Here is a 24,213-nt window from a genome sequence, read left to right on the forward strand (position 1 = left end):
CTAGAGGCTAAGAAAGATCTAAAAAGAGTTATCTAATACTTGGTCGAATATTGACCTAGTGGGCCGAGATTGAGTACAATCTCGGCCCTTTCGTGACAGGAGTGAAAAAAATCCTGTTTTTTTGGTGCTTAAATAAAGCGTGGAGTTTGCTTAATGGCAACTATTAACCAGCTGGTGCGACAGCCGCGCAAGCGTAAAGTGGTAAAGAGCGATGTTCCTGCATTGCAGGCTTGTCCTCAACGCCGCGGCGTTTGTACCCGCGTCTATACAACAACCCCTAAGAAACCGAACTCAGCATTGCGTAAAGTATGTCGTGTTCGTTTGACTAACGGATTCGAGGTTACTTCCTACATCGGTGGTGAAGGTCATAACCTGCAAGAGCACTCCGTTGTTCTGATTCGTGGCGGTCGTGTAAAAGACTTACCGGGTGTTCGTTACCACACAGTACGTGGCGCACTGGATACCAGTGGCGTAAATGACCGTAAACAAGGTCGTTCTAAGTACGGTACCAAGCGTCCTAAGTCTTAATTGTTTCCGGGACGGCGACAGAAGTCCGGCACTGGCTGTGCAAACAGCCCGCTATACAACTAGAGCTAGACCGCAAGCAATAAGAGTAAGGTCAGGTATCAATTCCTGAAATAACCTGAAGACCTGTAGATAAAGGGGCTTATCATGCCAAGAAGAAGAGTTGCGGCAAAACGTGAAATCCTGCCGGATCCTAAGTTCGGTAACATTACACTGGCAAAATTTACTAACCACCTGATGATCAGTGGTAAGAAATCTGTTGCTGAGAAGATCGTTTACGGTGCGCTGGACAAAATCAGTGAGCGCACTGGTGAAGATCCAATTGAATCATTCAACAAAGCACTTGAGGCTATCCAGCCAATGGTTGAGGTTAAATCTCGCCGTGTGGGTGGTGCTACCTATCAGGTGCCTGTAGAAGTACGTCCTTCTCGTCGTATGGCTCTGGCTATGCGTTGGTTGGTTGATGCTTCCCGTAAGCGTGGTGAAAAATCCATGGCTCTGCGTCTAGCTGGTGAAATCGGCGATGCAGTAGAAGGCCGTGGCGCAGCTGTGAAGAAACGTGAAGACGTTCATCGCATGGCTGAAGCGAACAAAGCATTCGCTCACTACCGCTTCTAAGCTTTTGATGTAAGGTCTGAGGATTGAGTTTTGGCTCGTAAAACGCCTATTAACAGATATCGAAATATCGGTATCTGCGCCCATGTTGATGCTGGTAAAACAACGACCACTGAGCGTGTTTTGTTCTATACCGGTATGTCTCATAAGATCGGTGAAGTACACGACGGTGCGGCGACCATGGACTGGATGGAGCAGGAACAGGAGCGTGGTATTACTATCACCTCCGCTGCGACAACCTGTTTCTGGAGTGGCATGAGTAAGCAGTTTGATCAGCACCGTATCAATATTATTGATACGCCGGGACACGTTGACTTCACGATTGAAGTTGAGCGTTCTCTGCGGGTGCTTGATGGCGCTGTTGTGGTGTTATGTGCGTCTTCGGGTGTTCAGCCTCAGACCGAGACCGTTTGGCGTCAGGCGGATAAATATGAAGTGCCGCGTATGGTTTTCGTCAATAAGATGGACCGTGCCGGTGCTGACTTCTTCATGGTCAAAGACCAGTTGAAGGAACGTCTGGGGGCAAGCGCTGTACCGATCAATTTTCCGATTGGTGCAGAAGAAGAGTTTAAAGGTGTAGTCGATCTGATTCGCATGAAAGCCATTATGTGGAATGAAGCGGATCAGGGGATGACTTACGAGCTTTACGACATCCCCGCTGAGTTGCAAGAGCAGGCTGAAGAGCTGCGTGAGCAGATGATTGAAGCCGCTGCTGAAGCATCCGATGAGCTGATGGACAAATACCTCGAAGGAGGTGAGTTGTCCAATGAAGAGATAAAAGCGGGCTTGCGTCGACGCACTCTTGCTAACGAACTTGTTCTAATGCAGGCAGGTTCTGCCTTTAAGAATAAGGGCGTGCAAGCGATGCTAGATGCCGTGATTGAGTATATGCCATCGCCGGTCGAAGTTAAGGCGATCGAGGGTATGCTTGATGATGACGAGACGCTTGAAACTCGCGAAGCGGATGATGCAGCACCTTTTGCAGCGTTGGCATTTAAAATAGCGACTGATCCATTCGTGGGTACACTGACATTCGTGCGTGTGTATTCGGGTGTGCTGGCTTCTGGCGATAGTGTTATTAACACTGTTAAAGGTAAGAAAGAGCGCGTCGGACGGATGGTGCAGATGCACGCTAACAACCGTGAAGAGATTAAAGAGGTTCGCGCAGGCGATATCGCTGCTCTGATCGGTATGAAAGATGTTACGACCGGAGATACTCTGTGCTCTCCTGATCATAAGATCACGTTAGAGCGTATGGAGTTTCCTGAACCGGTAATCTCGGTGGCTGTTGAGCCTAGATCTCAGGCAGACCAGGAAAAAATGGGTATCGCGCTGGGCAAGCTTGCTCAGGAAGATCCTTCTTTCCGGGTGGCAACTGATCCTGAAACCGGTCAGACAATTATCTCTGGTATGGGCGAATTGCACCTAGATATATTGGTGGATCGCATGAAACGCGAATTTAGCGTTGAAGCGAACATCGGTAAGCCGCAGGTAGCCTATCGCGAGAAAATCCGTCAGTCTGTCGATGCAAACCATAAGTTTATTCGTCAGTCAGGTGGTCGTGGCCAGTATGGTCATGTAGTCATTGAGTTTAGTCCGTCTGAAAATGAAGGGCTGGAGTTTATCAATGAAATTGTTGGTGGTTCTATTCCTAAGGAATATATCCCAGCGATAGAAAAAGGTATCGAAGAGCAGATGAAAAACGGCGTTATTGCCGGTTATCCGCTCATCGGCCTGAAGGCTCGTCTACATGATGGGTCTTACCATGAAGTTGACTCTAATGAGATGGCGTTTAAAATTGCCGCCTCACAGGCGCTTAAAAAGTATGCGCAGGAAGCAAGTCCCTGTCTGCTTGAGCCTGTTATGAAGGTGGAAGTTGTAACGCCCGAAGATTACATGGGTGACGTGATGGGTGACCTGAACCGTCGACGTGGTCTGGTTCAGGGTATGGACGATTGTAGTTCAGGTAAGATAATCAATGCTCAGGTTCCACTGGGCGAGATGTTTGGTTATGCTACCGACCTGCGTTCGGCTACTCAGGGTCGTGCAACCTACTCAATGGAATTTCTTGATTATGCCGAAGCGTCAGACAATGTCGCCCAGGCAGTAATCAATGCAAGATAATTTGCCCAACATATTAATGAGGAATTAATCGTGGCTAAAGAACAATTTGAACGCTCAAAACCGCATGTTAACGTTGGTACAATCGGCCACGTTGACCACGGTAAAACTACTCTGACAGCAGCACTGACCCGTGTATGTGCAGAAGTTTTCGGTGGCAAAGCTATCTCATTCGCCGGTATCGATAATGCGCCAGAAGAACGTGAACGTGGTATCACTATCGCGACTTCTCACGTTGAGTATGATTCTCCAATTCGTCACTATGCGCACGTTGACTGCCCAGGACACGCGGATTATGTGAAAAACATGATCACCGGTGCTGCTCAGATGGATGGTGCTATCTTGGTTTGTGGCGCGACTGATGGCCCTATGCCACAGACTCGTGAGCACATCCTGCTGTCTCGTCAGGTTGGTGTACCTTACATCATCGTATTCCTGAACAAAGCAGACCTGCTGGCTGAAGATTGCGGCGGCGTTGATTCTGAAGAATACGCTGAAATGCTGGAATTGGTTGAGATGGAGCTGCGTGAGCTGCTTGATACTTACGACTTCCCAGGTGATGACACTCCAATCATTGCAGGTTCTGCATTGATGGCGTTGAACGGCGAAGATGAAAACGAACTGGGAACAACGGCTGTACGTAAGCTAGTTGAAGCACTGGATACTTACATTCCAGAACCAGAACGTGCTATCGATCAGCCATTCTTGATGCCTATCGAGGACGTATTCTCTATCTCTGGTCGTGGTACTGTAGTAACTGGCCGTGTAGAGCGTGGTATTGTTAAGACGGGTGAAGAGATTCAAATCGTCGGTATCCGTGAAACTCAAACAACTACCTGTACTGGTGTTGAGATGTTCCGTAAGCTGCTTGACGAAGGTCGTGCAGGTGAGAACATTGGTGCATTGTTGCGTGGTACTAAGCGTGACGACGTAGAGCGTGGTCAAGTGCTGGCTAAGCCAGGTACAATCACTCCTCACACTCGTTTCGAAGGTGAAGTATACGTACTGTCAAAAGATGAAGGCGGTCGTCACACTCCATTCTTCAAAGGTTACCGTCCACAGTTCTTCTTCCGTACTTGTGACATCACAGGTTCTTGTGAGCTTCCAGAAGGCGTTGAAATGGTAATGCCAGGCGATAACATCAAAATGGATGTTACCCTGATCAACCCTATCGCAATGGAAGAAGGTCTGCGCTTCGCGATTCGTGAAGGCGGCCGTACTGTTGGTGCTGGCGTTGTAGCTAAAATCATCGACTAATCTTCGTTGATATATAAAAAAGGCTCCTTCGGGAGCTTTTTTTTGTCTTTTTTATGTAGCTTGAGTTTAGCGTATTTCAGCTTTTGTGCGGCCGTATCAAAAACCCATCGCTAATCTGGGTGTTAAGAGAATCTGCTTGGATTGACTCGCGCTCATTTACGTCCGCCAATGAGGGAATAGATAGTCACTTCTTTGTTTTAGCTTTCTGCTTTATCTCCCTGTTTTGCTTAAGTATCGATTCTCTCTGTCTGATTTTTGTTGCGCTGACTTGGCTGCTGTTGAGCGCCGCTAAAGGCGGGCTGTTTAATTTGTAAACAATACAGGCTTGACTTGGGTGTATAGGGTAAGTAGAATGCGCTACCCCGTTAAATGGGGTTAGGTGGCGAAAGCCTTTTTTTAATTCTAGGAATTGTGGTCAAATGCAAAACCAGAAAATCAGAATCCGTCTGAAGGCTTTTGATCATCGCCTGATTGACTCTTCCGCTCAGGAGATCGTTGAGACTGCTAAGCGGACAGGTGCTCAGGTGCATGGTCCGATCCCGCTTCCTACTCGCAAAGAGCGTTTTACAGTTCTGATCTCTCCTCACGTGAACAAAGATGCACGTGACCAATATGAGATCCGTACTCACAAACGCGTTCTAGACATCGTTGAACCAACAGAAAAAACTGTTGATGCACTGATGAAGCTAGATCTTGCTGCGGGTGTTGAAGTGCAAATTAGCTTAGGCTAATTAGACGATTGCGTAGATGAGTACATCTACGTGTGGAATGCCTTTTAGGCAGCCATAGCGGGTTTTAGCCCCGTACACAACTGGCAATGTGAGGTTTATAAAATGTCTGTATCTTTAATCGGACGTAAAGCAGGTATGACTCGTGTCTTCACTGAAGACGGCGTGTCTGTGCCAGTCACTGTCATCGAGGTGGAACCGAACCGCGTAACACAGGTTAAGACCGAAGAAACTGATGGTTATTCTGCTGTGCAGGTAACTGTAGGTTCTCGTCGTGCTAACCGCGTTACTAAGGCCGCTGCAGGTCACTTTGCGAAAGCAGAGACTGAAGCAGGTCGTGGTTTGTGGGAGTTCCGTCTGTCAGGTGACGAAGAAGTAAATGTTGGTGATCAACTGACTGTTGAACGCTTTGAAGCGGGTCAGAAAATTGATGTAACCGGTCAATCCAAAGGTAAAGGTTTTCAGGGCGGTATTAAGCGCTGGAACTTCTCCATGCAGGATGCGACACACGGTAACTCTCTTTCTCATCGTGCTCCTGGTTCTATTGGTCAGTGTCAAACTCCTGGTCGTGTGTGGAAAGGTAAGAAGATGGCAGGGCACATGGGTGCTGAACGTGTAACCGTTCAATCCCTAGAAGTTGTTCGCATCGATGCCGAGCGCAATCTGCTGTTAGTGAAAGGTGCTGTACCTGGTGCTACTGGCGGCGACGTAATCGTTAAATCAGCTGTTAAAGCTGGTGCCTGAGGGGGTTTGAAATGAATCTGAATCTTGCAGGAGCTGGAGGAAGCGTAGAAGTTTCCGATCTAGCATTTGGTAAAGAATTCAATGAATCACTGGTTCATCAGGTTGTTACGGCATACCTGGCCGGTGGTCGTCAAGGCACCAAGGCTCAGAAAAACCGCGCCGCTGTAAGCGGTGGTGGTGCTAAGCCATGGCGTCAAAAAGGTACTGGCCGTGCACGTGCCGGTACTATTCGTAGTCCTTTGTGGCGTACTGGTGGCGTAACATTCGCTGCTCAGCCGCGCGACCATGCTCAAAAAGTTAACAAGAAAATGTATCGCGCTGCGATGCGTTGCATCTTGTCTGAGCTGGTTCGTCAGGAGCGTTTGGTTGTTGTTGAAGACTTCCAAGTAGACGCGCCTAAGACTAAGCAGTTTGTTGCTAAGCTCGCTGAGCTTGAGTTGACAAACGCGCTAGTGATCACAGAAGACGTAGAGCAGAATCTGTATCTAGCCGCACGCAACGTACCACACGTTGACGTTCGCGATGCAGCTGGCATCGATCCTGTCAGCCTGGTAGGTTTTGAGAAGGTTGTTGTGACTGTTGCTGCTCTCAAGAAAGTTGAGGAGGCGTTAGCATGAACGAAGGACGCATCTATCAAGTACTGCTAGGCCCACATATCTCTGAGAAAGCGACGATTGTTGCTGAAGGTTCTCAGCAGGTTGTATTCCGCGTCTCAACTGATGCAACTAAGCCTGAAATTAAGAAGGCTGTTGAGCAGTTGTTCGACGTAAAAGTAACTGGCGTGAACGTTGTTAACGTTAAGGGCAAAACCAAGCGCACTCAGCGCGGTATGGGTAAACGCTCTGACGTTCGTAAGGCATATGTATGTCTTGCAGACGGCCACGACATCGACTTTATCGATGGCGAATAAGAGGGGTTTGAATTATGGCTATTGTTAAATCTAAACCGACCTCCGCTGGGCGCCGTCATGTAGTAACGGTGACAACACCTGATCTGCACAAGGGTAAGCCACACGCTGCTCTGGTCGAAAAGAAAAGCAAAACCGGTGGTCGTAACACCTATGGTCGCATTACGACTCGTCACATTGGTGGCGGTCATAAGCAACATTACCGTGTTATCGATTTCCGTCGCAACAAACTGGATATCCCTGCTACCGTTGAGCGTCTGGAATATGATCCAAACCGCTCCGCGCACATCGCTTTGCTGATGTACGCTGACGGTGAGCGTCGCTACATTATCGCCCCTAAAGGTGTTAAAGCTGGTGATTCTCTGATATCTGGTCAGAATGCTGATATTAAACCAGGTAACTGTTTGCCACTGCGCAACATCCCTGTCGGTAGTGTCATTCACTGTATCGAGATGAAACCAGGTAAAGGTGCTCAAATTGCACGTTCTGCTGGTACTTCCGCACAGTTGATTGCTCGTGAAGGCGCTCACGCGACTTTGCGTCTGCGTTCAGGCGAAATGCGTAAAGTGTTGGTTGATTGCTGCGCGACACTGGGTGAGGTCGGAAACTCCGAGCACTCTCTGCGTCGTCTAGGTAAAGCTGGTGCTACGCGCTGGCGTGGTGTTCGTCCTACCGTTCGTGGTGTGGCGATGAACCCAGTCGATCACCCACATGGTGGTGGTGAAGGTCGTACATCTGGTGGTCGTCATCCTGTGACACCATGGGGCGTACCGACTAAAGGTAAGAAAACTCGTTCGAATAAGCGTACCGATAAGATGATCGTACGCCGTCGTCAAGCGAAATAATCAGAGGATACAGCTGTGCCACGTTCACTGAAGAAAGGTCCTTTTATCGACCTTCACCTGTTGAAAAAGGTAGAAGCTGCAATTGAGGCCAATGATCGTCGTCCGATCAAAACTTGGTCTCGCCGTTCTACAGTTTTTCCAAACTTCGTAGGACTGACGATTGCAGTTCATAATGGCCGTCAGCACGTACCGGTGTTTGTCACCGAGGATATGGTTGGTCATAAATTAGGCGAATTTGCAGCGACCCGTACGTATAAAGGTCATGCTGCAGATAAGAAAGCTAAACGCTAATCGGGAGTTAAGAAAATGGAAGTAGCCGCTAAGCACAAAGGCGCCCATATCTCCGCTCAGAAAGCGCGTTTGGTTGCCGATCAAATCCGCGGAAAGGCGGTGGGTGAAGCCCTGAATATTTTGGCTTTCAGCCCTCAAAAAGGTGCGGTGCTTGTTAAGAAGGTACTTGAGTCTGCTATTGCTAACGCAGAGCATAACGAAGGTGCTGATATTGACGAGCTACGCGTTTCACAAATCTTCGTTGATGAAGGTATGACCATGAAGCGCATAAGACCGCGTGCGAAAGGTCGCGCTGACCGTATTTTGAAGCGCACCTCCCACATCACCGTTAAGGTAGCTGACTGCTAGGAGATACCACTATGGGTCAGAAGGTACATCCAACAGGTATTCGACTTGGAATTGTAAAAGATCACACTTCGGTGTGGTATGCAGACAAGAACGAATACGCTAATAAGCTGTTGAACGACCTTAAGGTACGTGAGTATCTGGAAGGCGAATTAAAAGCAGCATCTGTTAGCCGCATCGAAATTGAGCGGCCTGCACAGAATGCAAAAATTACCATTTTCACTGCCCGTCCAGGTATTGTTATTGGTAAGAAAGGTGAAGATGTCGAAAAACTGCGTAACGCTACATCAAAAATGATGGGTGTTCCGGTTCACATCAACATCGAAGAAATCCGTAAACCAGATCTAGATGCTAAATTGGTTGCTCAAAGCGTCGCGAGCCAGCTGGAACGTCGTGTTATGTTCCGCCGTGCCATGAAGCGTTCTGTACAGAATGCTATGCGTCAGGGTGCTGAAGGTATCAAGATCCAGGTTGGTGGCCGTCTAGGTGGTGCAGAGATTGCACGGTCTGAATGGTACCGCGAAGGTCGTGTGCCATTGCACACCCTGCGTGCTGACATCGATTACGGTACTTACGAGGCGCACACTACATACGGTGTGCTTGGCATTAAAGTCTGGATCTTTAAAGGTGAGATTTTGGGTGGTATTGAAGAAGTACGCGCTCAAAGAAATGCTCAACCTAAGAAGAAAGGTTCAAAGTAGGGGTAATTATCAATGCTGCAACCTAAGAGACTTAAATTCCGCAAGGTTATGAAAGGCCGCAACCGCGGTCTGGCCGAGCGCGGCGGTACTGTTAGCTTCGGTGAAATTGCACTGAAAGCGACAGAACGTGGCCGTATTACTGCTCGTCAGATCGAAGCTGCTCGTCGTACTATGACTCGTCACGTAAAACGTGGCGGTAAAATCTGGATTCGCGTGTTCCCGGACAAGCCAATCACAGGTAAGCCGCTTGAAGTACGGATGGGTAAAGGTAAGGGTAGTGTTGAATACTGGGTATGCCAGATCAAACCAGGCAAAGTACTGTTCGAAATGAGCGGTGTGCCTGATGAGTTGGCTATCGAGGCGTTCAACCTAGCTGCGGCGAAATTGCCGCTGGCCACCACTATTGTTAAACGGACGGTGATGTGATGAATGCAACTGAACTGCGCGAACAATCCGCTGAAGAGCTCCAGCAAACTTTGCTGGGTCTTCTCAAGGATCAGTTCAATCTGCGTATGCAGAAAGCAACTGGTCAGCTGACTCAGAATCATATGCTGGGTCAAGTGCGTCGCGATATCGCGCGCGTTAAGACCGTACTGAATCAGAAAGCAGGTAACTAATAATGGCCGCAGAAAAACGTACACGTACTGTGACCGGTAAAGTTATCAGCAATAAAGCTGACAAAACTATTACCGTTCTGGTTGAGCGAAAAGAGAAGCACCCGATCTACGGGAAATTCGTAACTCGCTCTACTAAGCTGCATGCGCATGACGAACAGAATGAATGTCAGATGGGAGACACAGTGACTGTTGCTGAATCTCGTCCGCTTTCAAAAAGTAAGTCTTGGACGCTAGTTAAGATTGAAGAACAGGCAGTAAAGGTGTAATATAACGCACCTTTGCTTCTGGCAGGCTGTTTTTTGGGCCCGAAAGAGCAAAGAAAACAGTCTGAATTTTGGAGTAGAGACCCATGATTCAAACAGAATCTATGCTTGATGTTGCTGATAACAGCGGCGCCAAGCGAGTACAGTGTATCAAGGTCCTAGGTGGCTCTCATCGTCGTTATGCCGGTGTGGGTGATATCATCAAAGTTACTGTGAAAGAAGCAATTCCTCGCGGTAAGGTGAAAAAAGGCCAGGTCCTTAATGCTGTTGTGGTACGTACCCGTAAAGGTGTTCGGCGCCCGGACGGTTCAATTATTCGCTTTGATACAAACTCAGCGGTATTATTGAACGCCAACTCCGCGCCTATCGGTACTCGTATCTTTGGCCCAGTAACTCGTGAACTTCGCTCAGAGAAGTTTATGAAAATCATTTCCCTGGCGCCTGAAGTGCTATAAAAAATCCCGACCTAATCAGTCAGGATTTATGCAAAAACGCTAAGCTCGAAAGGGCTTGGCGTTTTTAAGCATGAGAGGGTAGTAGGAAAGGATGGATAATTAATGCGTAAAATCATTCGTAACGACGAAGTAATCGTTATTGCAGGCAGAGACAAAGGCAAACGCGGCAAAGTATTGCGTATTCTTGCTGATGATCGTCTGATCGTGTCTGGCATCAACATGGTTAAGAAACACACCAAGCCTAACCCTATGGTGGGTAAAGCTGGCGGTATCATAGAAAAAGAAGCAGCGATTGCAGTATCTAACATCGCTATCTTCAACTCTGCTACCGGTAAAGGTGACCGTGTTGGTTTCAAAGTTCTGGAAGATGGCAACAAAGTCCGGATCTTCAAATCCAACGGCGAAGTTATCGCTAAGTAATAGGAGTTGATGCCATGTCTAGATTAAAAGCACTCTATAACGAGTCCGTTAAGCAGCAGTTGAAAGACGATTTAAGCTGTCCTAACGTGATGGCTGTACCACGCCTGACCAAAATTACCCTGAACATGGGTGTTGGTGAAGCGCTGGGTGATAAAAAGCAGCTAGATAATGCCGTTGCAGAAATGCAGGCAATTGCAGGTCAAAAACCTGTTGTAACCCTAGCCCGCAAATCAATTGCAGGCTTTAAGGTTCGTGAAGGTTGGCCAATTGGTTGCAAGGTAACTCTGCGCGGTGAGCGTATGTGGGAATTCCTTGACCGTCTGGTTGATATCTCGATCCCACGTATTCGTGACTTCCGTGGTCTGAACCCGAAATCTTTTGATGGTCGTGGTAACTACAGCATGGGCGTGAAAGAGCAGATCATCTTCCCTGAAATCGAATACGATAAGGTAGATAAGCTGCGTGGTATGGATATTACCATCACCACCACTGCTCGCACTAACGACGAAGGTCGTGCCCTGCTGGCAGCCCTCAACTTCCCATTCAAAAAGTAAGGGTAGAGAAATGGCTAAGGTATGTATGAAAGCGCGCGAATCAAAACGCGCAAAAACGGTTGCTAAGTATGCTGAAAAGCGTGCTGCTCTTAAAGCAATCGTGAAAAACCCAGCTTCTTCTGAAGATGAAGTTTGGGATGCCCAGGTAGCTCTACAAAAGCTACCGCGTGACGCTAACCCGGTTCGCCAGGTTCGTCGTTGTCAGGTTACTGGTCGTCCACACGCTGTTTACCGTAAATTTGGTCTAAGTCGGATCAAACTGCGTGAAGCAGCTATGCGTGGTGATGTTCCGGGCCTGAAAAAAGCTAGTTGGTAAGCACAATGGTCTGGGCAGGGTGGTTGTCATCCTGCTACCGCATTGCGCTGCACAAAGGAAAATAAACCATGAGTATGCAAGACACTCTTGCGGATATGCTAACCCGTATTCGTAATGGTCATATGGCTGAGAAATCAGCTGTAACTATGCCTGCTTCTAAACTGAAAGCCTCTGTTGCTGCAGTTTTGAAAGAGGAAGGTTACATTGCTGACTTCGCCGTTGAAGGCGAAGGCAAGCCAGTGATGACTGTTGAACTGAAATACTTTGAAGGCAAGCCGGTTATAGAGTCTATCCAGCGAGTTAGCCGTCCAAGTCTGCGTGTATACCGAGGCGCTACTGAGCTGCCTAAAGTATCTGGCGGTCTGGGCGTAGCTATCGTTTCCACTTCGCGTGGTGTGATGACTGATCGTGCTGCTCGTGCTGCCGGTATCGGCGGCGAAGTCATCTGTACGGTATTCTAGGAGCTGGAAATATGTCTCGAGTTGCTAAAAGTCCCGTTGTCCTACCGGCAGGTGTTGAAGCTAAGGTTGATGGTCAGCAGATTAATGTAAAGGGCGGTAACGGTGCCCTAGATCTGACTGTTCACCCGTCTGTAGAAGTAACCACAGAAGAAAACGTGCTGAAGTTTGCCGCACGCAATGGCAGCAAAACTGCTAACGCGCTGGCTGGTACTGCTCGTTCTTTGGTTAATAACATGGTTGTTGGTGTAAGTACTGGTTTCAATAAGAAACTATTGCTTCAGGGTGTTGGTTATCGTGCTGCCGTTAATGGCAATACGTTGAGCCTGACTCTGGGTTTCTCACACCCAATCGATTATAAGCTGCCTGAAGGTGTTGTAGCTGCAATGGAAGGCCAGACCACTATCGTGCTGACAGCAGCCGATAAGCAGGCGCTGGGCCAGGCTGCAGCTGAAATTCGTGCTTTCCGTCCACCAGAGCCTTACAAAGGTAAGGGTGTACGTTACGCTGACGAATTCGTTCGCCGTAAAGAAGCTAAGAAGAAGTAAGGTAGGGTCATGAACGAAAAGAAAACATCTCGTATTCGCCGTGCCCGCCGTGCCCGTTATAAAATGCGTGAACTGGGCGCAGTACGACTGTGTGTAACCCGTACACCACGTCACATCTATGCACAGGTTATCTCTGCTGATGGTGGTCAGGTTTTGGCTGCAGCATCAACTGTAGAAAAAGACCTGCGTAGTGATACTACTGGTAACACTGATGCCGCTACTAAAGTAGGCACACTGATCGCTCAGCGCGCAAAAGACGCTGGCGTGACTAAGGTTGCTTTCGACCGTTCTGGGTTTAAATACCACGGACGAGTTAAAGCGTTGGCAGATGCAGCCCGTGAAGGCGGCCTGGAATTCTAAGGGGTTTGACAATGGCAAATCACGAACAGAAAGACGGTGACCTACAAGAGAAACTTGTTCAGGTTAACCGTGTTGCCAAAGTAGTTAAAGGTGGTCGTATCTTCGGTTTCACCGCTTTGACTGTTGTTGGCGACGGTAATGGCCGCGTAGGCTTCGGTCGCGGTAAGGCACGTGAAGTTCCTGCGGCGATTCAAAAAGCGATGGAACAAGCGCGTCGTAACATGATCACAGTTGATCTGAACGGCACTACTCTGCAATACCCTATTAAAGCCCGTCACGGTGCTTCTAAGGTATACATGCAGCCTGCATCTGATGGTACTGGTGTTATCGCCGGTGGCGCGATGCGTGCTGTACTGGAAATTGCAGGTGTTCACAACGTACTGGCTAAGTGCTACGGCTCTACAAACCCAGTCAACGTTGTTCGCGCAACTATCAACGGTCTTGCTAGCATGACATCTCCTGAAGATGTTGCCGCTAAGCGTGGTAAGTCCGTAGAAGACATCCTGGGGTAATCAACGATGGCATCTACTCTCAAGGTAACACTTGTACGCAGCACCATCGGTATCCTGCCTAAGCACAAATTGTGCGTCCAGGGTCTGGGTCTGCGCCGTATCGGTCACACTGTTGTAGTGGAAGACACTCCTTCCGTACGCGGTATGATCAACAAAGTTAACTACATGGTTCGTGTAGAAGGCGAATAAGGAGCTCATTATGCGTCTTAATACACTGAGTCCTGCCGAAGGTTCTAAACATGCTCCTAAGCGTGTAGGCCGCGGTATTGGTTCCGGCCTGGGTAAAACCTGCGGTCGTGGCCATAAGGGTCAGAAATCCCGCTCCGGCGGTTCAGTGAAACCAGGTTTCGAAGGCGGCCAAATGCCGTTGCAGCGTCGTCTGCCTAAGTTCGGCTTTACCTCTCGTCAGGCTGCATTCGTTGCAGAAATTCGCCTGAACGAGCTGGCTAAAATCGATGCTGACGTTATCGATCTGGATGCACTGAAAAAAGCGGATATCATCAAAGACAGCATCAAGCGTGCGCGCGTGATTCTTTCTGGTGAGATCAACAAAGCAGTTACCGTTAAAGGTCTTAAAGTGACCAAAGGCGCTCTAGCTGCAATTGAAGCTGCAGGCGGAAAAGTCGAGGAATAAATGGCTAAGAAAGGACCAGTACCAGCAGGCGTACAGAACGGCTTAGGCGAGCTTAAGTCTCGCTTGTTGTTCGTTTTGATTGCGATCGTTGTATACCGTATCGGTGCACATATTCCGGTACCTGGTATCAATCCTGATCGCCTAGCTGCACTTTTTGATCAGAATCAGGGCACTATTCTGAGCATGTTTAACATGTTCTCCGGTGGTGCGTTGGAGCGAATGAGTATTCTTGCGTTAGGCATCATGCCGTACATCTCTGCATCGATTATTATGCAGTTGATGACGGTGGTGAGTCCGACACTCGCGCAACTCAAGAAAGAGGGTGAAGCTGGTCGTCGTAAGATCAATCAGTACACACGTTACGGTACCGTTATTCTAGCGACTGTACAGTCGTTCGGTATGGCGGTCGGTCTGGCGAATCAGGGCGTAGCCTTCGCAACAGATTTCAACTTCTACTTTGTAGCGGTTGTTACGCTGGTCGCGGGTGCGGTCTTCCTGATGTGGTTGGGTGAACAGGTGACTGAGCGGGGTATCGGTAACGGTATTTCGATTCTGATCTTCTCTGGTATTGTGGCCGGTCTGCCAGGTGCGGTCGGTCAGTCCTTTGAATCAGCGCGTCAGGGGGATCTTAATATCCTGGCGTTGCTGGCCATTGCTGTGCTGGCGGTTGCCACTGTGGGTTTTGTTGTGTTTATGGAGCGCGGTCAACGCCGTATCACCATCAACTATGCTAAACGCCAACAGGGTCGTCGCATGTATGCTGCGCAGTCTAGCCATTTGCCGTTAAAGGTGAATATGGCTGGTGTTATTCCGCCGATCTTCGCTTCAAGCATTCTGCTGTTCCCTGCATCACTTGGCCAATGGTTTGGTCAAACTGAAGGCATGGAGCTGCTACAGGATATCGCACTTGCGCTGGGTCCGGGTCAGCCGCTGTATATCCTGCTGTTTTCGGTATGTATCATATTCTTCTGTTACTTCTATACTGCGATTGTTTTCAATCCAAAAGATGTAGCTGATAACTTGAAGAAGTCTGGTGCATTCATCCCGGGTATTCGCCCAGGGGAGCAATCTGCTAAGTACATCGATAACGTACTGGGCCGCCTGACACTGTTTGGCGCTCTGTACATCACTGCGGTATCTTTGATGCCTCAGTTCCTGGTGGTAGCCTGGAATGTACCTTTCTACTTCGGTGGTACGTCACTGTTGATTGTGGTTGTTGTTGTGATGGATTTCATGGCGCAAGTACAGTCCCATTTGATGTCCCATCAGTATGAATCCCTGATGAAGAAGTCGAATCTTAAAGGAGGCGGTGCTGGCCTGCTGCGCTAGTATCCCTGCTATTTGGAGTTGATCATGAAAGTACGTGCATCAGTTAAGAAGATCTGCCGTAACTGCAAGATCGTACGTCGTAACGGTACTCTGCGGGTTATCTGCAAAGTTGAACCACGACACAAGCAGCGCCAGGGTTAATTAACGCCTGGTCTGGGAGTGGTAGGCGCGAAGGGTTGATTTATTTTTGATCAGCGTGTAGAATCTCGCGCCTTCCATTAATAGAAGAATTTGCAGTACCTGTGAAAAGCACAGGTGCATGCTAATAAGTTGGAGTAAATTGAATGGCCCGTATAGCTGGCGTCAATATTCCTGACAATAAGCATGCGGTAATTTCATTGACTTACATCTTCGGAATTGGCCGCACGACAGCGAAGGACCTCTGCGTTACTTGTGGAATTCAAGAAACCACAAAGATCGCAGATTTGTCAGAAGATCAACTGAATACGGTACGTGACGCAGTCGCTAAGTTGACAGTTGAAGGTGATCTTCGCCGTGAAGTATCCATGAACATCAAACGCTTGATGGATCTTGGTTGTTACCGTGGTTTGCGGCATCGCCGTAGTTTGCCTCTTCGTGGTCAGCGCACTAAGACAAACGCGCGTACCCGTAAAGGGCCACGTAAACCAATCCGTAAGTAATGGTAAGCGATAGGAATTTCCAGTATGGCTAAGCCAGGTAATCGCACACGTAAAAAGGTTAAAAAGCAGGTTGTTGACGGATTCGCTCACATCCATGCTTCATTTAACAACACGATCATTACTATTACTGATCGTCAGGGCAATACCCTGAGTTGGGCAACCGCAGGCGGCTCCGGCTTCCGTGGTTCTCGTAAGAGTACACCCTTCGCAGCACAGGTTGCTGCGGAACGTGCAGGTGTAGCTGCTCAAGAGTATGGTCTAAAGAATTTAGACGTTTTTGTTAAGGGCCCAGGCCCAGGCCGTGAATCTGCAGTGCGCGCATTGAACGCATGTGGATACAAGGTTAATAACATCACGGACGTGACACCGATTCCTCACAACGGTTGTCGTCCACCGAAGAAACGTCGCGTTTAATCCGGAGACAGTAATAATATGGCTCGTTATTTAGGACCAACATGCAAGCTGTCTCGCCGTGAAGGTACCGACCTTTTCCTGAAGAGCGGTGTTCGTGCTCTGGACAGTAAGTGTAAAGCTGAAAATGTTCCAGGTGTACATGGCGCTCGTCGTGGTCGTTTATCAGATTACGGTTTACAGCTTCGTGAAAAACAGAAAGTTCGTCGTACATACGGCGTACTTGAAAAGCAATTCCGCAGCTACTACAAGGAAGCTGCTCGTCGCAATGGCGCGACGGGTACTAACCTTCTTCAGTTGCTGGAAGGGCGTCTAGACAATGTCGTCTATCGTATGGGATTTGGATCTACTCGTGCTGAAGCACGTCAGGTAGTTTCTCATCGTCAGATTACAGTGAATGGACAATCAGTGAACGTTCCATCTTTCCAGGTACAAGCTGGTGATGTGGTTGCTGTTCGTGAAAAGTCTAAAACTCAATTGCGTATTAAGCACGCTCTTGAACTGGCTTCTCAGCGTACTGCTGTTGAGTGGGTAGATGTTGATGCTGCGAAGATGGAAGGTACTTTCAAGTCCCTGCCAGAACGTACTGAACTGTCTGCTGACATCAATGAGCAGCTGATTGTCGAACTGTACTCTAAGTAAATATTGACTTCTTAATTGGTGGAACTATGCAGCGTTCAGTAAACGAGTTTCTAAGTCCCCGTCACATTGACGTTCAGGAAATTAGTGCGACTCGTGCAAAAGTTACTTTGGAACCACTGGAGCGCGGTTTTGGCCATACGCTGGGTAATGCGCTACGCCGTATCCTTCTCTCTTCAATGCCTGGCTGTGCCATCACTGAAGCTGAGATCGAGGGTGTGCTGCATGAGTACAGCACCATCGAGGGTGTGCAGGAGGACGTAATCGAAATCCTGCTCAACCTTAAAGGTGTTGCAGTCGCGCTGCACAATGGTGACGAAGCAACCCTGACTCTGTCTAAAAGCGAAGCGGGTCCTGTTACAGCAGCTGATATTCAGTTGAATCAGGACGTCGAAATCGCTAATCCAGAGCATGTCATCGCTCATTTGAGCGAAGGTGCAAGCCTTAACATGCAACTGAAGATCGTTCGTGGTCGTGGCTATGTGCCAGCTGACCTGCGCGTATCGGATGAAGACGAGTCTCGGACCATCGGCCGCCTGCTTCTTGATGCTACTTACAGCCCAGTTCGTCTGGTGTCGTATGTAGTGGAAAGTGCGCGGGTTGAACAGCGCACTGACTTAGATAAGTTGGTCATTGACATTGAATCCAATGGTACTATCGATCCAGAAGAATGCATCCGTCGTGCTGCAACTATTCTGCAGCAACAACTTGCTGTATTTGTAGATCTGGAAGGTGGTAAGGATCAGGTTAACGATGAACCGGAAGAACCAGAAATCGATCCGATTCTGCTTCGCCCGGTTGATGATCTGGAGCTGACTGTACGTTCCGCCAACTGTCTGAAGGCAGAGCAGATCTACTATATCGGTGATCTGATTCAGCGTACCGAAGTAGAACTGCTTAAGACTCCGAACTTGGGTAAGAAATCGCTGACCGAGATCAAGGACGTTTTGGCGTCTAAAGGTCTGTCGCTGGGTATGCGCCTTGAAAATTGGCCACCTGCGAGCATCAGAAACGACGATAAAGTCGCTTCCTGATCTGCGGTTTTAAACCTAACAGTTTGGCAAGGATAAAAAGATGCGTCATCGTAAATCAGGTCGTCACTTTAATCGTACAAGTGCGCACCGTAAAGCAATGTTCAAAAACATGGCTGTAAGCCTGTTTGAACATGAGCTCATCAAGACCACGCTGCCTAAAGCTAAAGAGCTGCGTCGTGTTGCTGAGCCACTGATCACACTGGCAAAAGTAGACTCGGTTGCAAACCGTCGTCTAGCCTTTGCTCGTACCCGCAGTAAAGAAGCTGTTGGTAAACTATTTAACGAACTTGGCCCTCGCTACGAAGGTCGTCCAGGTGGTTACATTCGTATTTTGAAATGTGGCTTCCGTACGGGTGACAACGCGCCGATGGCTTACGTTGAACTAGTTGACCGTCCAGCGGATGCTGTAGCGGTAGAAGATTCTGAAGATTAATCTCTTCGACTCTTAATAAAACCCGGCTTATGCCGGGTTTTTTTTGTCTAAAAATAATGTCAGCACCGTTCGGTCGTTCTTAATGCCTGATGCTATGCGTAGTGTATCGATTAATCAAAGGGTCGGTATTTTGCTAGAGGGCACTATATACCCGTGATGGCGATTACTTATTCATTTAGTAATGACTCTATCTGAGCTCTTCACTCACCTTTGCTCTTAACAAATCCCGTAGGAGTAGCACCGCCGGTGTCACTTGTTTTCGGCTAGGGCAAATGAGCCAGAGTCCTGTGGGCTTAGACTGATATTGAGGCAGCAGTTTTATCAGTTTGCCGCTTCTTAATTCACGTTTCACATCCAGTTCCGACTTAAAGGCGATCCCTCGGCCAGCACATGCCCAGCGACGTACGATCTCTGCATCATCGCATTCACGGTCACCGGTCACTGAAATACGCTGGTGCTCATCTTTTTGGTATAGATCCCAGGTATTGAATGAGCGGTTACCGAGTCGGAATATCAGACAGTTATGCTTTTTCAAATCTTGAGGTTGTTCTGGTTTGCCCGCCTTTGCGATGTACTCAGGTGATGCAATGATCACGCGATCGACATTGGCTATCTCGAAGGCAATCATGGAGGAGTCTTCGGGTTCGCCATACCGTAGTGCGACATCAACACGGTCGAGATAAAAATTTGATAGATCATCGCCGATATTGAGTTTGATAGATAACTCAGGGTGTTTGAGCATTATTTCATCGATCCAAGGAATCACTAAGTTTCGCCCTAGATCTGATGGCATGGATAAGCGTAATTCTCCAGAAATTTTACCTTTAATGGTATGCAGTGAGGCTTTGCCCTCTTCGAGTGAAGTTAGCGCCTGTCGGCAAAACGTTAAAAAATGCTCGCCTTCTGAGGTGAGTCTAAGTTGCCGAGTGGATCGTATAAACAACTGGGTATCTAATTGCTTTTCTAGCCGTTTAAGGGCGGCACTGGCTGTGGCTGGTGTTAATCCCAGTTGTTCAGCGGATGCGGTAATACTGCCGCAGTCGGCGATACGGGTAAATAATTCTAAGTCGGCTGTATTCATTATCAAAAATATATTGAAACTGATTGAGTGATTATCCTGTTTTTAGTTTAGGCATATCGGTTCACAATGTCGCTATCAATTTACGGAGGTCGACAATGAAAGCTATTGGTTATTTAGAGTCACAGGCAATTACAGAGCAGGATTCACTGGTTGATATCGATCTGCCGATGCCTGTTGCTGCGGGTCGTGATCTGCTTGTGAAGGTTAATGCTATTTCTGTTAACCCGGTCGATACTAAAGTGCGCCAGCGGGCACAGCCTGAAAATGGTGAATACAAAGTGTTGGGTTGGGATGCGGTCGGTGAAGTCGTCGCGGTGGGTGAGCAGGTTGAATTTTATCAGCCGGGTGATCGTGTCTGGTATGCTGGTGATCTGACTCGCCAAGGTACGAATTCTGAATTCCACCTAGTCGACGAGCGTATTGTTGGCCAAGCACCTAAGTCGTTGTCTGATGCCGAAGCGGCGGCGATGCCGTTGACGACTATTACTGCGTGGGAGTTACTGTTCGATCGCCTTGGGCTAAAGCAGAAGAGCGCTAATGGTGTAGCATCAAAGCCTGAGCAGGTGTTGGTTATCGGCGCAGCCGGTGGTGTGGGCTCGATTATTGTGCAGTTGGCTGCCAAACTAACGGATGCTGTCGTCATCGGTACGGCGTCACGTGAGGAAAGTCAGCAATGGGTTAAAGAGCGTGGCGCTGATTTTGTTATTGATCACCGTCAGCCGTTGAATGAAGAACTTAAACGCATCGGCTTTGATACCGTATCTCATGTGGTTAGCCTCAATGCTACCGACCAGCATTTCGCGGCCATCGTTGAGAGTATTGCTCCTCAGGGTAAGCTCGCGTTGATTGATGACCCTCAAATACCGTTGGATATCATGCAGTTGAAGATGAAGTCTGTATCACTACATTGGGAGTTTATGTATACCCGTTCAATGTTCAACACCGATGATATGGCGAAACAGCGTGATCTGCTGAATGCCGTTGCTGAATTGATTGATGCGGGTGAGATCAAAACCACTCAAGGCACCAACTTTGGCGCTATCAATGCTACCAACTTAAAGCTGGCGCACGCTGCTGTTGAGAGCGGCAGCACCATCGGCAAGGTGGTACTCGAAGGTTTTTAACATTGCGGGACGGAATTCGTCCCAATACCTTGCGTTCGGCGCTGAAACTTAGGAACAATGATGACCGCTGAACTGATAGTTGTTGCCCGAATTGAGCTAAAGTCAGCGTAAAGTGATCTGTAAAAACTGAATCAATCCAGTTAATTGAATCTACTGGTCAAGAGGCTGGTTGCTTGCAGCCCGATCTGCATCAGGATAATAACAACTGGACTCGGTTTCTTTTCTATGAACGCTGGGAATTCCGTGATCTTTGGGAAGCGCACATGGATAACGTTAATCTAAAGAGTTATTCAGTGGCGTTGAAGGGCTGTGGAGAGCTTTATTCTGAATGAAATGGCGCATCTTTGTTGAGCTAAGTGAATAAGTTATAAAAAAGGCTGATGTGTTTGCATCAGCCTTTTTTGCGTCTAAGCCCTGGTTAATCTTGGGCTTTATGATTCTTATCCAGCATCGGTTTGAGGAACTCCCCGGTATAGGAGCCTTCTACTTCAGCGACTTCTTCGGGTGTGCCGGTGGCGATGATTAAGCCGCCCCGGGTGCCGCCTTCAGGGCCGAGATCGATGATCCAGTCGGCGGTCTTGATGACATCCAGGTTATGCTCGATGACGACAATGGTGTTGCCATGATCCCGTAATCGATAAAGCACATTGAGCAGTTGCTGAATATCGTAGAAGTGCAGTCCAGTGGTTGGCTCATCAAGAATATAGAGGGTTTTACCGGTATCCCGCTTACTCAGCTCTTTCGCCAGTTTGACCCGTTGTGCTTCACCACCGGAGAGGGTGGTGGCCGCTTGTCCTAGACGGATATAGGAAAGGCCCACATCGATCAAGGTTTGTAATCGGCGAGAAAGGGCTGGGATGGCATCGAAAAATTCACGTCCATCTTCCACCGTCATATCGAGCACTTCGTGGATACTCTTGCCCTTATATTTAATTTCTAAAGTTTCTCGGTTATAGCGTTTACCTTTACAGACATCGCAAGGTACATAGATATCCGGCAAGAAGTGCATCTCGACCTTGATCACGCCATCACCCTGACAGGCTTCACAGCGACCACCTTTCACGTTAAAGCTGAAACGTCCGGGCTTATAACCCCGTGAACGCGCTTCCTGTGTGCCGGCAAAGAGTTCACGAATCGGGGTGAAGATGCCGGTATAGGTCGCTGGGTTGGAGCGTGGTGTCCGACCGATAGGGCTCTGATCAATATCGATCACCTTATCGAGCATATCCATCCCTTTAAGCTCTTTATAAGGGGCGGCATCTAGCGTGGTGGCACCATTCAACTCGGTGGCCGCGATAGGATAGAGTGTGCCGTTAATCAGTGTTGATTTACCGGAGCCTGAAACACCGGTAACACAGGTGAGCAGCCCCAGTGGAATATCTAAATCGACACTGTTCAGGTTGTTACCGGTGGCACCGTGCAGTTGCAGCCAGCGCCCATCGGATTTATGTCGTTCGCCTGGAATCTCGATTTTACGTCGACCCGAAAGGTAGTCGGCGGTCATTGATTCTTTGCAGGCCATTAATTCTGCTGGAGTACCCTGAGCAATGATTTCACCACCGTGGACGCCCGCACCTGGGCCCACATCGATCACATAATCTGCTAGGCGAATCGCATCTTCATCGTGCTCGACCACAATTACCGTGTTGCCTAAGTCACGCAGGTGAATGAGGGTTTTTAATAGGCGGTCGTTATCCCGTTGATGCAGTCCGATTGACGGTTCGTCGAGAATATACATAACACCGACGAGTCCGGCACCGATCTGGCTAGCGAGACGAATACGTTGGGCTTCACCACCGGAGAGCGTTTCGGCACTACGTTCAAGGGATAGATAATCGAGCCCCACGTTGACCAAAAATTGCAGACGTAGGCGGATCTCTTTGAGGATCTTATCGGCGATTTCACCCTGTTTTCCGCTGAGTTTTAGACTGTCGAAATAGTCACAGCTATCGCCGATTGATAGGCGTACTAACTCCGGCAGGGTGGTTTCATCAATATACACATGGCGAGCATCACGGCGCAGTCGGCTACCGTCACAAACCGGACACTCTTGCATATTGATATACTTAGCCAGATCATCCCGTACCATATCGGATTCAGTTTCTCGATAACGGCGGGATAGGTTATTCAACACCCCTTCAAAGGGGTGGGATTTGCTGATGATATCGCCACGGTCATTAAGATAACGAAAAGCGATATCCTCTTTGCCGCTGCCTTCCAGAATCATCTGCTGCTGCTTGTCGGTCAGATCCTTAAAGGGGGTATCCATATCAAAGCCGTAATGGTCGGCAACGGCTTTAAGTTGTTGAAAATAGTAAAGTGCGCGTCGGTCCCAGCCTCGAATCGCCCCCTCAGATAGGGTGAGTGTATTATCACCGACCACTTTTTTCGGATCAAAAAACTGTTTTACCCCCAAGCCATCACAGGCGGAACAAGCGCCATGGGGGTTGTTAAAGGAAAACATCCGAGGCTCGAGTTCTTGGATGCTATGCCCACACTTAGGGCAGGCAAAGCGTGCCGAGAAGACGAGCTCTTCTCCGTCGCCATCCATATAGCTGATGGTAGCGATACCATCGGTCATCGCCAAGGCGGTTTCAAAGGACTCGGCTAAACGGACCTGTAGATCATCGCGGACTTTAAAACGGTCAACAACGGCTTCAATATTGTGCTTTTTGTTCTTGTCTAACTCGGGAATGCTATCGATGTCGCAGACAATACCGTTCACGCGTACTCGGACAAAACCCTGTGCTCGAAGTTCGCTGATCGTATGTAAGTGCTCACCTTTACGGCCCTGCACCACTGGCGCCAATAACATCAGTTTCGAGCCTTCAGGCAGCTCCAATACCTGGTCAACCATCTGGCTGACGGTTTGAGCCGCTAAAGGAAGGTCGTGATCGGGACAGCGGGGTTCACCGGCGCGGGCAAACAGCAAACGCAGATAATCATAGATCTCCGTGATGGTGCCGACTGTTGAACGGGGGTTATGGGAGGTGGATTTCTGCTCAATGGAAATTGCAGGCGAAAGCCCCTCGATATGATCGACATCCGGCTTTTCCATCATCGATAAAAATTGCCGCGCATAGGTAGACAGGGATTCAACGTAACGACGCTGCCCTTCGGCGTAGAGCGTATCGAATGCCAGCGAGGATTTTCCTGACCCGGATAAACCGGTAATAACGACCAGTTTATCCCGTGGGATATCCAAATCGATATTTTTCAGGTTGTGTGTTCTGGCGCCGCGAACCACTATCTTGTCCATCGTTGTTTCCGTGTCCAATGCAAAAGCTCAAGTATAAAGAGTTATG

The 24,213-nt window shown here is 48.6% G+C and carries 36 protein-coding genes; 34 read left to right on the top strand and 2 right to left on the bottom strand.

Features of this window, described 5'->3' with window-relative positions; all coding sequences use genetic code 11:
- Positions 1 to 153 precede the first annotated feature (153 nt).
- The 32 genes from rpsL (at position 154) to rplQ (ending at position 18,703) form a co-directional block, all read left to right on the top strand.
- Positions 154 to 528: a 30S ribosomal protein S12 gene (gene rpsL, locus EH243_RS14180; RefSeq protein WP_126159333.1), complete on the top strand. Its 375-nt coding sequence runs from the start codon at positions 154 to 156 to the stop codon at positions 526 to 528.
- Between the two features lie 144 nt (positions 529 to 672).
- Positions 673 to 1,143: a 30S ribosomal protein S7 gene (gene rpsG / locus EH243_RS14185; protein WP_126159334.1), complete on the top strand. Its 471-nt coding sequence runs from the start codon at positions 673 to 675 to the stop codon at positions 1,141 to 1,143.
- Positions 1,144 to 1,173: 30 nt separating this feature from the next.
- Positions 1,174 to 3,264 carry an elongation factor G gene (gene fusA / locus EH243_RS14190; RefSeq protein ID WP_126159335.1) on the top strand — a complete coding sequence of 697 codons (2,091 nt, stop codon included), beginning with the start codon at positions 1,174 to 1,176 and terminating at the stop codon, positions 3,262 to 3,264.
- Between the two features lie 30 nt (positions 3,265 to 3,294).
- Positions 3,295 to 4,518 (top strand): elongation factor Tu, encoded by a 1,224-nt coding sequence (gene tuf / locus EH243_RS14195; protein ID WP_126159336.1) that lies wholly within the window; start codon positions 3,295 to 3,297, stop codon positions 4,516 to 4,518.
- Positions 4,519 to 4,937: 419 nt separating this feature from the next.
- Positions 4,938 to 5,249 carry a 30S ribosomal protein S10 gene (gene rpsJ / locus EH243_RS14200; protein ID WP_036511965.1) on the top strand — a complete coding sequence of 104 codons (312 nt, stop codon included), beginning with the start codon at positions 4,938 to 4,940 and terminating at the stop codon, positions 5,247 to 5,249.
- Positions 5,250 to 5,351: 102 nt separating this feature from the next.
- On the top strand, positions 5,352 to 5,990 hold the full coding sequence (rplC, locus tag EH243_RS14205) for a 50S ribosomal protein L3 (RefSeq protein ID WP_126159337.1): 639 nt from the start codon (positions 5,352 to 5,354) through the stop codon (positions 5,988 to 5,990).
- Between the two features lie 11 nt (positions 5,991 to 6,001).
- Positions 6,002 to 6,607, top strand: a complete 606-nt coding sequence (gene rplD, locus EH243_RS14210) for a 50S ribosomal protein L4 (protein ID WP_126159338.1) — start codon at positions 6,002 to 6,004, stop codon at positions 6,605 to 6,607.
- Complete coding sequence (gene rplW / locus EH243_RS14215; RefSeq protein ID WP_126159339.1) at positions 6,604 to 6,900, top strand: 50S ribosomal protein L23; 297 nt, start codon at positions 6,604 to 6,606, stop codon at positions 6,898 to 6,900. Before rplD ends, rplW begins: the two co-directional genes overlap by 4 nt.
- Positions 6,901 to 6,914: 14 nt before the next feature.
- Complete coding sequence (gene rplB, locus EH243_RS14220) at positions 6,915 to 7,742, top strand: 50S ribosomal protein L2 (RefSeq protein WP_126159340.1); 828 nt, start codon at positions 6,915 to 6,917, stop codon at positions 7,740 to 7,742.
- Positions 7,743 to 7,757: 15 nt separating this feature from the next.
- Positions 7,758 to 8,033 carry a 30S ribosomal protein S19 gene (rpsS, locus tag EH243_RS14225; protein WP_091361858.1) on the top strand — a complete coding sequence of 92 codons (276 nt, stop codon included), beginning with the start codon at positions 7,758 to 7,760 and terminating at the stop codon, positions 8,031 to 8,033.
- Positions 8,034 to 8,048: 15 nt separating this feature from the next.
- Entirely contained in the window at positions 8,049 to 8,381 is a 333-nt protein-coding gene (gene rplV / locus EH243_RS14230; protein WP_091361855.1) for a 50S ribosomal protein L22, read from the top strand.
- Between the two features lie 11 nt (positions 8,382 to 8,392).
- Positions 8,393 to 9,079: a 30S ribosomal protein S3 gene (rpsC, locus tag EH243_RS14235; RefSeq protein WP_126159341.1), complete on the top strand. Its 687-nt coding sequence runs from the start codon at positions 8,393 to 8,395 to the stop codon at positions 9,077 to 9,079.
- 12 nt (positions 9,080 to 9,091) lie between these two features.
- A complete protein-coding gene (gene rplP / locus EH243_RS14240; RefSeq protein ID WP_126159342.1) occupies positions 9,092 to 9,505 on the top strand; it encodes a 50S ribosomal protein L16 in 414 nt (137 codons plus the stop codon).
- Positions 9,505 to 9,696: a 50S ribosomal protein L29 gene (rpmC, locus tag EH243_RS14245; RefSeq protein WP_126159343.1), complete on the top strand. Its 192-nt coding sequence runs from the start codon at positions 9,505 to 9,507 to the stop codon at positions 9,694 to 9,696. The genes rplP and rpmC overlap by 1 nt, the downstream gene beginning before the upstream one ends.
- A gap of 2 nt (positions 9,697 to 9,698) precedes the next feature.
- Positions 9,699 to 9,962: a 30S ribosomal protein S17 gene (gene rpsQ / locus EH243_RS14250; protein ID WP_091361846.1), complete on the top strand. Its 264-nt coding sequence runs from the start codon at positions 9,699 to 9,701 to the stop codon at positions 9,960 to 9,962.
- Between the two features lie 83 nt (positions 9,963 to 10,045).
- Positions 10,046 to 10,414, top strand: a complete 369-nt coding sequence (rplN, locus tag EH243_RS14255) for a 50S ribosomal protein L14 (protein ID WP_126159344.1) — start codon at positions 10,046 to 10,048, stop codon at positions 10,412 to 10,414.
- A 102-nt stretch (positions 10,415 to 10,516) separates the two neighbouring features.
- Positions 10,517 to 10,834, top strand: a complete 318-nt coding sequence (rplX, locus tag EH243_RS14260) for a 50S ribosomal protein L24 (RefSeq protein ID WP_126159345.1) — start codon at positions 10,517 to 10,519, stop codon at positions 10,832 to 10,834.
- A 14-nt stretch (positions 10,835 to 10,848) separates the two neighbouring features.
- On the top strand, positions 10,849 to 11,388 hold the full coding sequence (gene rplE, locus EH243_RS14265) for a 50S ribosomal protein L5 (protein WP_091361841.1): 540 nt from the start codon (positions 10,849 to 10,851) through the stop codon (positions 11,386 to 11,388).
- A 10-nt stretch (positions 11,389 to 11,398) separates the two neighbouring features.
- The gene (gene rpsN / locus EH243_RS14270; RefSeq protein ID WP_126159346.1) at positions 11,399 to 11,704 is read left to right on the top strand and encodes a 30S ribosomal protein S14; all 306 of its coding nucleotides are present in this window, start codon (positions 11,399 to 11,401) and stop codon (positions 11,702 to 11,704) included.
- A gap of 68 nt (positions 11,705 to 11,772) precedes the next feature.
- A complete protein-coding gene (gene rpsH, locus EH243_RS14275) occupies positions 11,773 to 12,165 on the top strand; it encodes a 30S ribosomal protein S8 (protein ID WP_126159347.1) in 393 nt (130 codons plus the stop codon).
- Between the two features lie 11 nt (positions 12,166 to 12,176).
- Complete coding sequence (gene rplF / locus EH243_RS14280) at positions 12,177 to 12,710, top strand: 50S ribosomal protein L6 (protein WP_126159348.1); 534 nt, start codon at positions 12,177 to 12,179, stop codon at positions 12,708 to 12,710.
- Between the two features lie 9 nt (positions 12,711 to 12,719).
- Positions 12,720 to 13,070 carry a 50S ribosomal protein L18 gene (gene rplR, locus EH243_RS14285; RefSeq protein WP_126159349.1) on the top strand — a complete coding sequence of 117 codons (351 nt, stop codon included), beginning with the start codon at positions 12,720 to 12,722 and terminating at the stop codon, positions 13,068 to 13,070.
- Between the two features lie 11 nt (positions 13,071 to 13,081).
- Positions 13,082 to 13,582 (top strand): 30S ribosomal protein S5, encoded by a 501-nt coding sequence (gene rpsE, locus EH243_RS14290; RefSeq protein ID WP_126159350.1) that lies wholly within the window; start codon positions 13,082 to 13,084, stop codon positions 13,580 to 13,582.
- Between the two features lie 6 nt (positions 13,583 to 13,588).
- Positions 13,589 to 13,771: a 50S ribosomal protein L30 gene (gene rpmD / locus EH243_RS14295; RefSeq protein ID WP_126159351.1), complete on the top strand. Its 183-nt coding sequence runs from the start codon at positions 13,589 to 13,591 to the stop codon at positions 13,769 to 13,771.
- A gap of 10 nt (positions 13,772 to 13,781) precedes the next feature.
- Positions 13,782 to 14,216 carry a 50S ribosomal protein L15 gene (gene rplO, locus EH243_RS14300; RefSeq protein WP_126159352.1) on the top strand — a complete coding sequence of 145 codons (435 nt, stop codon included), beginning with the start codon at positions 13,782 to 13,784 and terminating at the stop codon, positions 14,214 to 14,216.
- Positions 14,217 to 15,545 carry a preprotein translocase subunit SecY gene (gene secY, locus EH243_RS14305; protein ID WP_126159353.1) on the top strand — a complete coding sequence of 443 codons (1,329 nt, stop codon included), beginning with the start codon at positions 14,217 to 14,219 and terminating at the stop codon, positions 15,543 to 15,545.
- Positions 15,546 to 15,569: 24 nt separating this feature from the next.
- Positions 15,570 to 15,686 carry a 50S ribosomal protein L36 gene (rpmJ, locus tag EH243_RS14310; RefSeq protein ID WP_083935407.1) on the top strand — a complete coding sequence of 39 codons (117 nt, stop codon included), beginning with the start codon at positions 15,570 to 15,572 and terminating at the stop codon, positions 15,684 to 15,686.
- Between the two features lie 143 nt (positions 15,687 to 15,829).
- Positions 15,830 to 16,186: a 30S ribosomal protein S13 gene (rpsM, locus tag EH243_RS14315; protein WP_126159354.1), complete on the top strand. Its 357-nt coding sequence runs from the start codon at positions 15,830 to 15,832 to the stop codon at positions 16,184 to 16,186.
- A gap of 24 nt (positions 16,187 to 16,210) precedes the next feature.
- Positions 16,211 to 16,600 (top strand): 30S ribosomal protein S11, encoded by a 390-nt coding sequence (rpsK, locus tag EH243_RS14320; RefSeq protein WP_019622838.1) that lies wholly within the window; start codon positions 16,211 to 16,213, stop codon positions 16,598 to 16,600.
- An 18-nt stretch (positions 16,601 to 16,618) separates the two neighbouring features.
- On the top strand, positions 16,619 to 17,239 hold the full coding sequence (rpsD, locus tag EH243_RS14325; protein ID WP_126159355.1) for a 30S ribosomal protein S4: 621 nt from the start codon (positions 16,619 to 16,621) through the stop codon (positions 17,237 to 17,239).
- A gap of 26 nt (positions 17,240 to 17,265) precedes the next feature.
- A complete protein-coding gene (locus EH243_RS14330) occupies positions 17,266 to 18,270 on the top strand; it encodes a DNA-directed RNA polymerase subunit alpha (RefSeq protein WP_126159356.1) in 1,005 nt (334 codons plus the stop codon).
- 40 nt (positions 18,271 to 18,310) lie between these two features.
- The gene (gene rplQ, locus EH243_RS14335) at positions 18,311 to 18,703 is read left to right on the top strand and encodes a 50S ribosomal protein L17 (protein WP_126159357.1); all 393 of its coding nucleotides are present in this window, start codon (positions 18,311 to 18,313) and stop codon (positions 18,701 to 18,703) included.
- Between the two features lie 187 nt (positions 18,704 to 18,890).
- Here the strand turns inward: rplQ and EH243_RS14340 are convergent, their stop codons facing one another.
- Positions 18,891 to 19,784 (bottom strand): LysR family transcriptional regulator, encoded by an 894-nt coding sequence (locus tag EH243_RS14340; RefSeq protein ID WP_126159358.1) that lies wholly within the window; start codon positions 19,782 to 19,784, stop codon positions 18,891 to 18,893.
- A gap of 95 nt (positions 19,785 to 19,879) precedes the next feature.
- Here EH243_RS14340 and EH243_RS14345 point away from each other — a divergent pair, with 95 nt between their 5' ends.
- Together EH243_RS14345 and EH243_RS14350 are read left to right on the top strand one after the other, a co-directional pair.
- Positions 19,880 to 20,908, top strand: coding sequence for a zinc-binding alcohol dehydrogenase family protein (locus EH243_RS14345; protein WP_126159359.1), 1,029 nt, complete (start codon positions 19,880 to 19,882; stop codon positions 20,906 to 20,908).
- A 143-nt stretch (positions 20,909 to 21,051) separates the two neighbouring features.
- Complete coding sequence (locus EH243_RS14350; protein ID WP_420897540.1) at positions 21,052 to 21,240, top strand: putative quinol monooxygenase; 189 nt, start codon at positions 21,052 to 21,054, stop codon at positions 21,238 to 21,240.
- Between the two features lie 86 nt (positions 21,241 to 21,326).
- Here EH243_RS14350 and uvrA read toward each other — a convergent pair whose 3' ends face one another.
- The gene (gene uvrA, locus EH243_RS14355) at positions 21,327 to 24,167 is read right to left on the bottom strand and encodes an excinuclease ABC subunit UvrA (protein ID WP_126159360.1); all 2,841 of its coding nucleotides are present in this window, start codon (positions 24,165 to 24,167) and stop codon (positions 21,327 to 21,329) included.
- Positions 24,168 to 24,213 lie beyond the last annotated feature (46 nt).

This window comes from Amphritea opalescens (assembly GCF_003957515.1).
GTDB classification, from domain to species: Bacteria; Pseudomonadota; Gammaproteobacteria; order Pseudomonadales; family Balneatricaceae; genus Amphritea; species Amphritea opalescens.

Bases quoted from the DNA above. Each gene is read 5' to 3' on its own strand.
- EH243_RS14340 (WP_126159358.1), bottom strand. From the start codon at position 19,784: ATGAATACAGCCGACTTAGAATTATTTACCCGTATCGCCGACTGCGGC.
- rplC (WP_126159337.1), top strand. From the start codon at position 5,352: ATGTCTGTATCTTTAATCGGACGTAAAGCAGGTATGACTCGTGTCTTC.
- rplO (WP_126159352.1), top strand. From the start codon at position 13,782: ATGCGTCTTAATACACTGAGTCCTGCCGAAGGTTCTAAACATGCTCCT.
- rplF (WP_126159348.1), top strand. From the start codon at position 12,177: ATGTCTCGAGTTGCTAAAAGTCCCGTTGTCCTACCGGCAGGTGTTGAA.
- secY (WP_126159353.1), top strand. From the start codon at position 14,217: ATGGCTAAGAAAGGACCAGTACCAGCAGGCGTACAGAACGGCTTAGGC.
- rpsJ (WP_036511965.1), top strand. From the start codon at position 4,938: ATGCAAAACCAGAAAATCAGAATCCGTCTGAAGGCTTTTGATCATCGC.
- rpsH (WP_126159347.1), top strand. From the start codon at position 11,773: ATGAGTATGCAAGACACTCTTGCGGATATGCTAACCCGTATTCGTAAT.
- EH243_RS14330 (WP_126159356.1), top strand. From the start codon at position 17,266: ATGCAGCGTTCAGTAAACGAGTTTCTAAGTCCCCGTCACATTGACGTT.
- rpsL (WP_126159333.1), top strand. From the start codon at position 154: ATGGCAACTATTAACCAGCTGGTGCGACAGCCGCGCAAGCGTAAAGTG.
- rpmJ (WP_083935407.1), top strand. From the start codon at position 15,570: ATGAAAGTACGTGCATCAGTTAAGAAGATCTGCCGTAACTGCAAGATC.
- rplB (WP_126159340.1), top strand. From the start codon at position 6,915: ATGGCTATTGTTAAATCTAAACCGACCTCCGCTGGGCGCCGTCATGTA.
- rpsN (WP_126159346.1), top strand. From the start codon at position 11,399: ATGGCTAAGGTATGTATGAAAGCGCGCGAATCAAAACGCGCAAAAACG.
- rpmC (WP_126159343.1), top strand. From the start codon at position 9,505: ATGAATGCAACTGAACTGCGCGAACAATCCGCTGAAGAGCTCCAGCAA.
- uvrA (WP_126159360.1), bottom strand. From the start codon at position 24,167: ATGGACAAGATAGTGGTTCGCGGCGCCAGAACACACAACCTGAAAAAT.
- rpmD (WP_126159351.1), top strand. From the start codon at position 13,589: ATGGCATCTACTCTCAAGGTAACACTTGTACGCAGCACCATCGGTATC.
- rplR (WP_126159349.1), top strand. From the start codon at position 12,720: ATGAACGAAAAGAAAACATCTCGTATTCGCCGTGCCCGCCGTGCCCGT.
- rplX (WP_126159345.1), top strand. From the start codon at position 10,517: ATGCGTAAAATCATTCGTAACGACGAAGTAATCGTTATTGCAGGCAGA.
- rplV (WP_091361855.1), top strand. From the start codon at position 8,049: ATGGAAGTAGCCGCTAAGCACAAAGGCGCCCATATCTCCGCTCAGAAA.
- rpsE (WP_126159350.1), top strand. From the start codon at position 13,082: ATGGCAAATCACGAACAGAAAGACGGTGACCTACAAGAGAAACTTGTT.
- rplQ (WP_126159357.1), top strand. From the start codon at position 18,311: ATGCGTCATCGTAAATCAGGTCGTCACTTTAATCGTACAAGTGCGCAC.
- rpsM (WP_126159354.1), top strand. From the start codon at position 15,830: ATGGCCCGTATAGCTGGCGTCAATATTCCTGACAATAAGCATGCGGTA.
- EH243_RS14345 (WP_126159359.1), top strand. From the start codon at position 19,880: ATGAAAGCTATTGGTTATTTAGAGTCACAGGCAATTACAGAGCAGGAT.
- rplE (WP_091361841.1), top strand. From the start codon at position 10,849: ATGTCTAGATTAAAAGCACTCTATAACGAGTCCGTTAAGCAGCAGTTG.
- rpsK (WP_019622838.1), top strand. From the start codon at position 16,211: ATGGCTAAGCCAGGTAATCGCACACGTAAAAAGGTTAAAAAGCAGGTT.
- rpsD (WP_126159355.1), top strand. From the start codon at position 16,619: ATGGCTCGTTATTTAGGACCAACATGCAAGCTGTCTCGCCGTGAAGGT.
- rpsQ (WP_091361846.1), top strand. From the start codon at position 9,699: ATGGCCGCAGAAAAACGTACACGTACTGTGACCGGTAAAGTTATCAGC.
- rpsG (WP_126159334.1), top strand. From the start codon at position 673: ATGCCAAGAAGAAGAGTTGCGGCAAAACGTGAAATCCTGCCGGATCCT.
- rplN (WP_126159344.1), top strand. From the start codon at position 10,046: ATGATTCAAACAGAATCTATGCTTGATGTTGCTGATAACAGCGGCGCC.
- rplW (WP_126159339.1), top strand. From the start codon at position 6,604: ATGAACGAAGGACGCATCTATCAAGTACTGCTAGGCCCACATATCTCT.
- rplD (WP_126159338.1), top strand. From the start codon at position 6,002: ATGAATCTGAATCTTGCAGGAGCTGGAGGAAGCGTAGAAGTTTCCGAT.
- rpsC (WP_126159341.1), top strand. From the start codon at position 8,393: ATGGGTCAGAAGGTACATCCAACAGGTATTCGACTTGGAATTGTAAAA.
- rplP (WP_126159342.1), top strand. From the start codon at position 9,092: ATGCTGCAACCTAAGAGACTTAAATTCCGCAAGGTTATGAAAGGCCGC.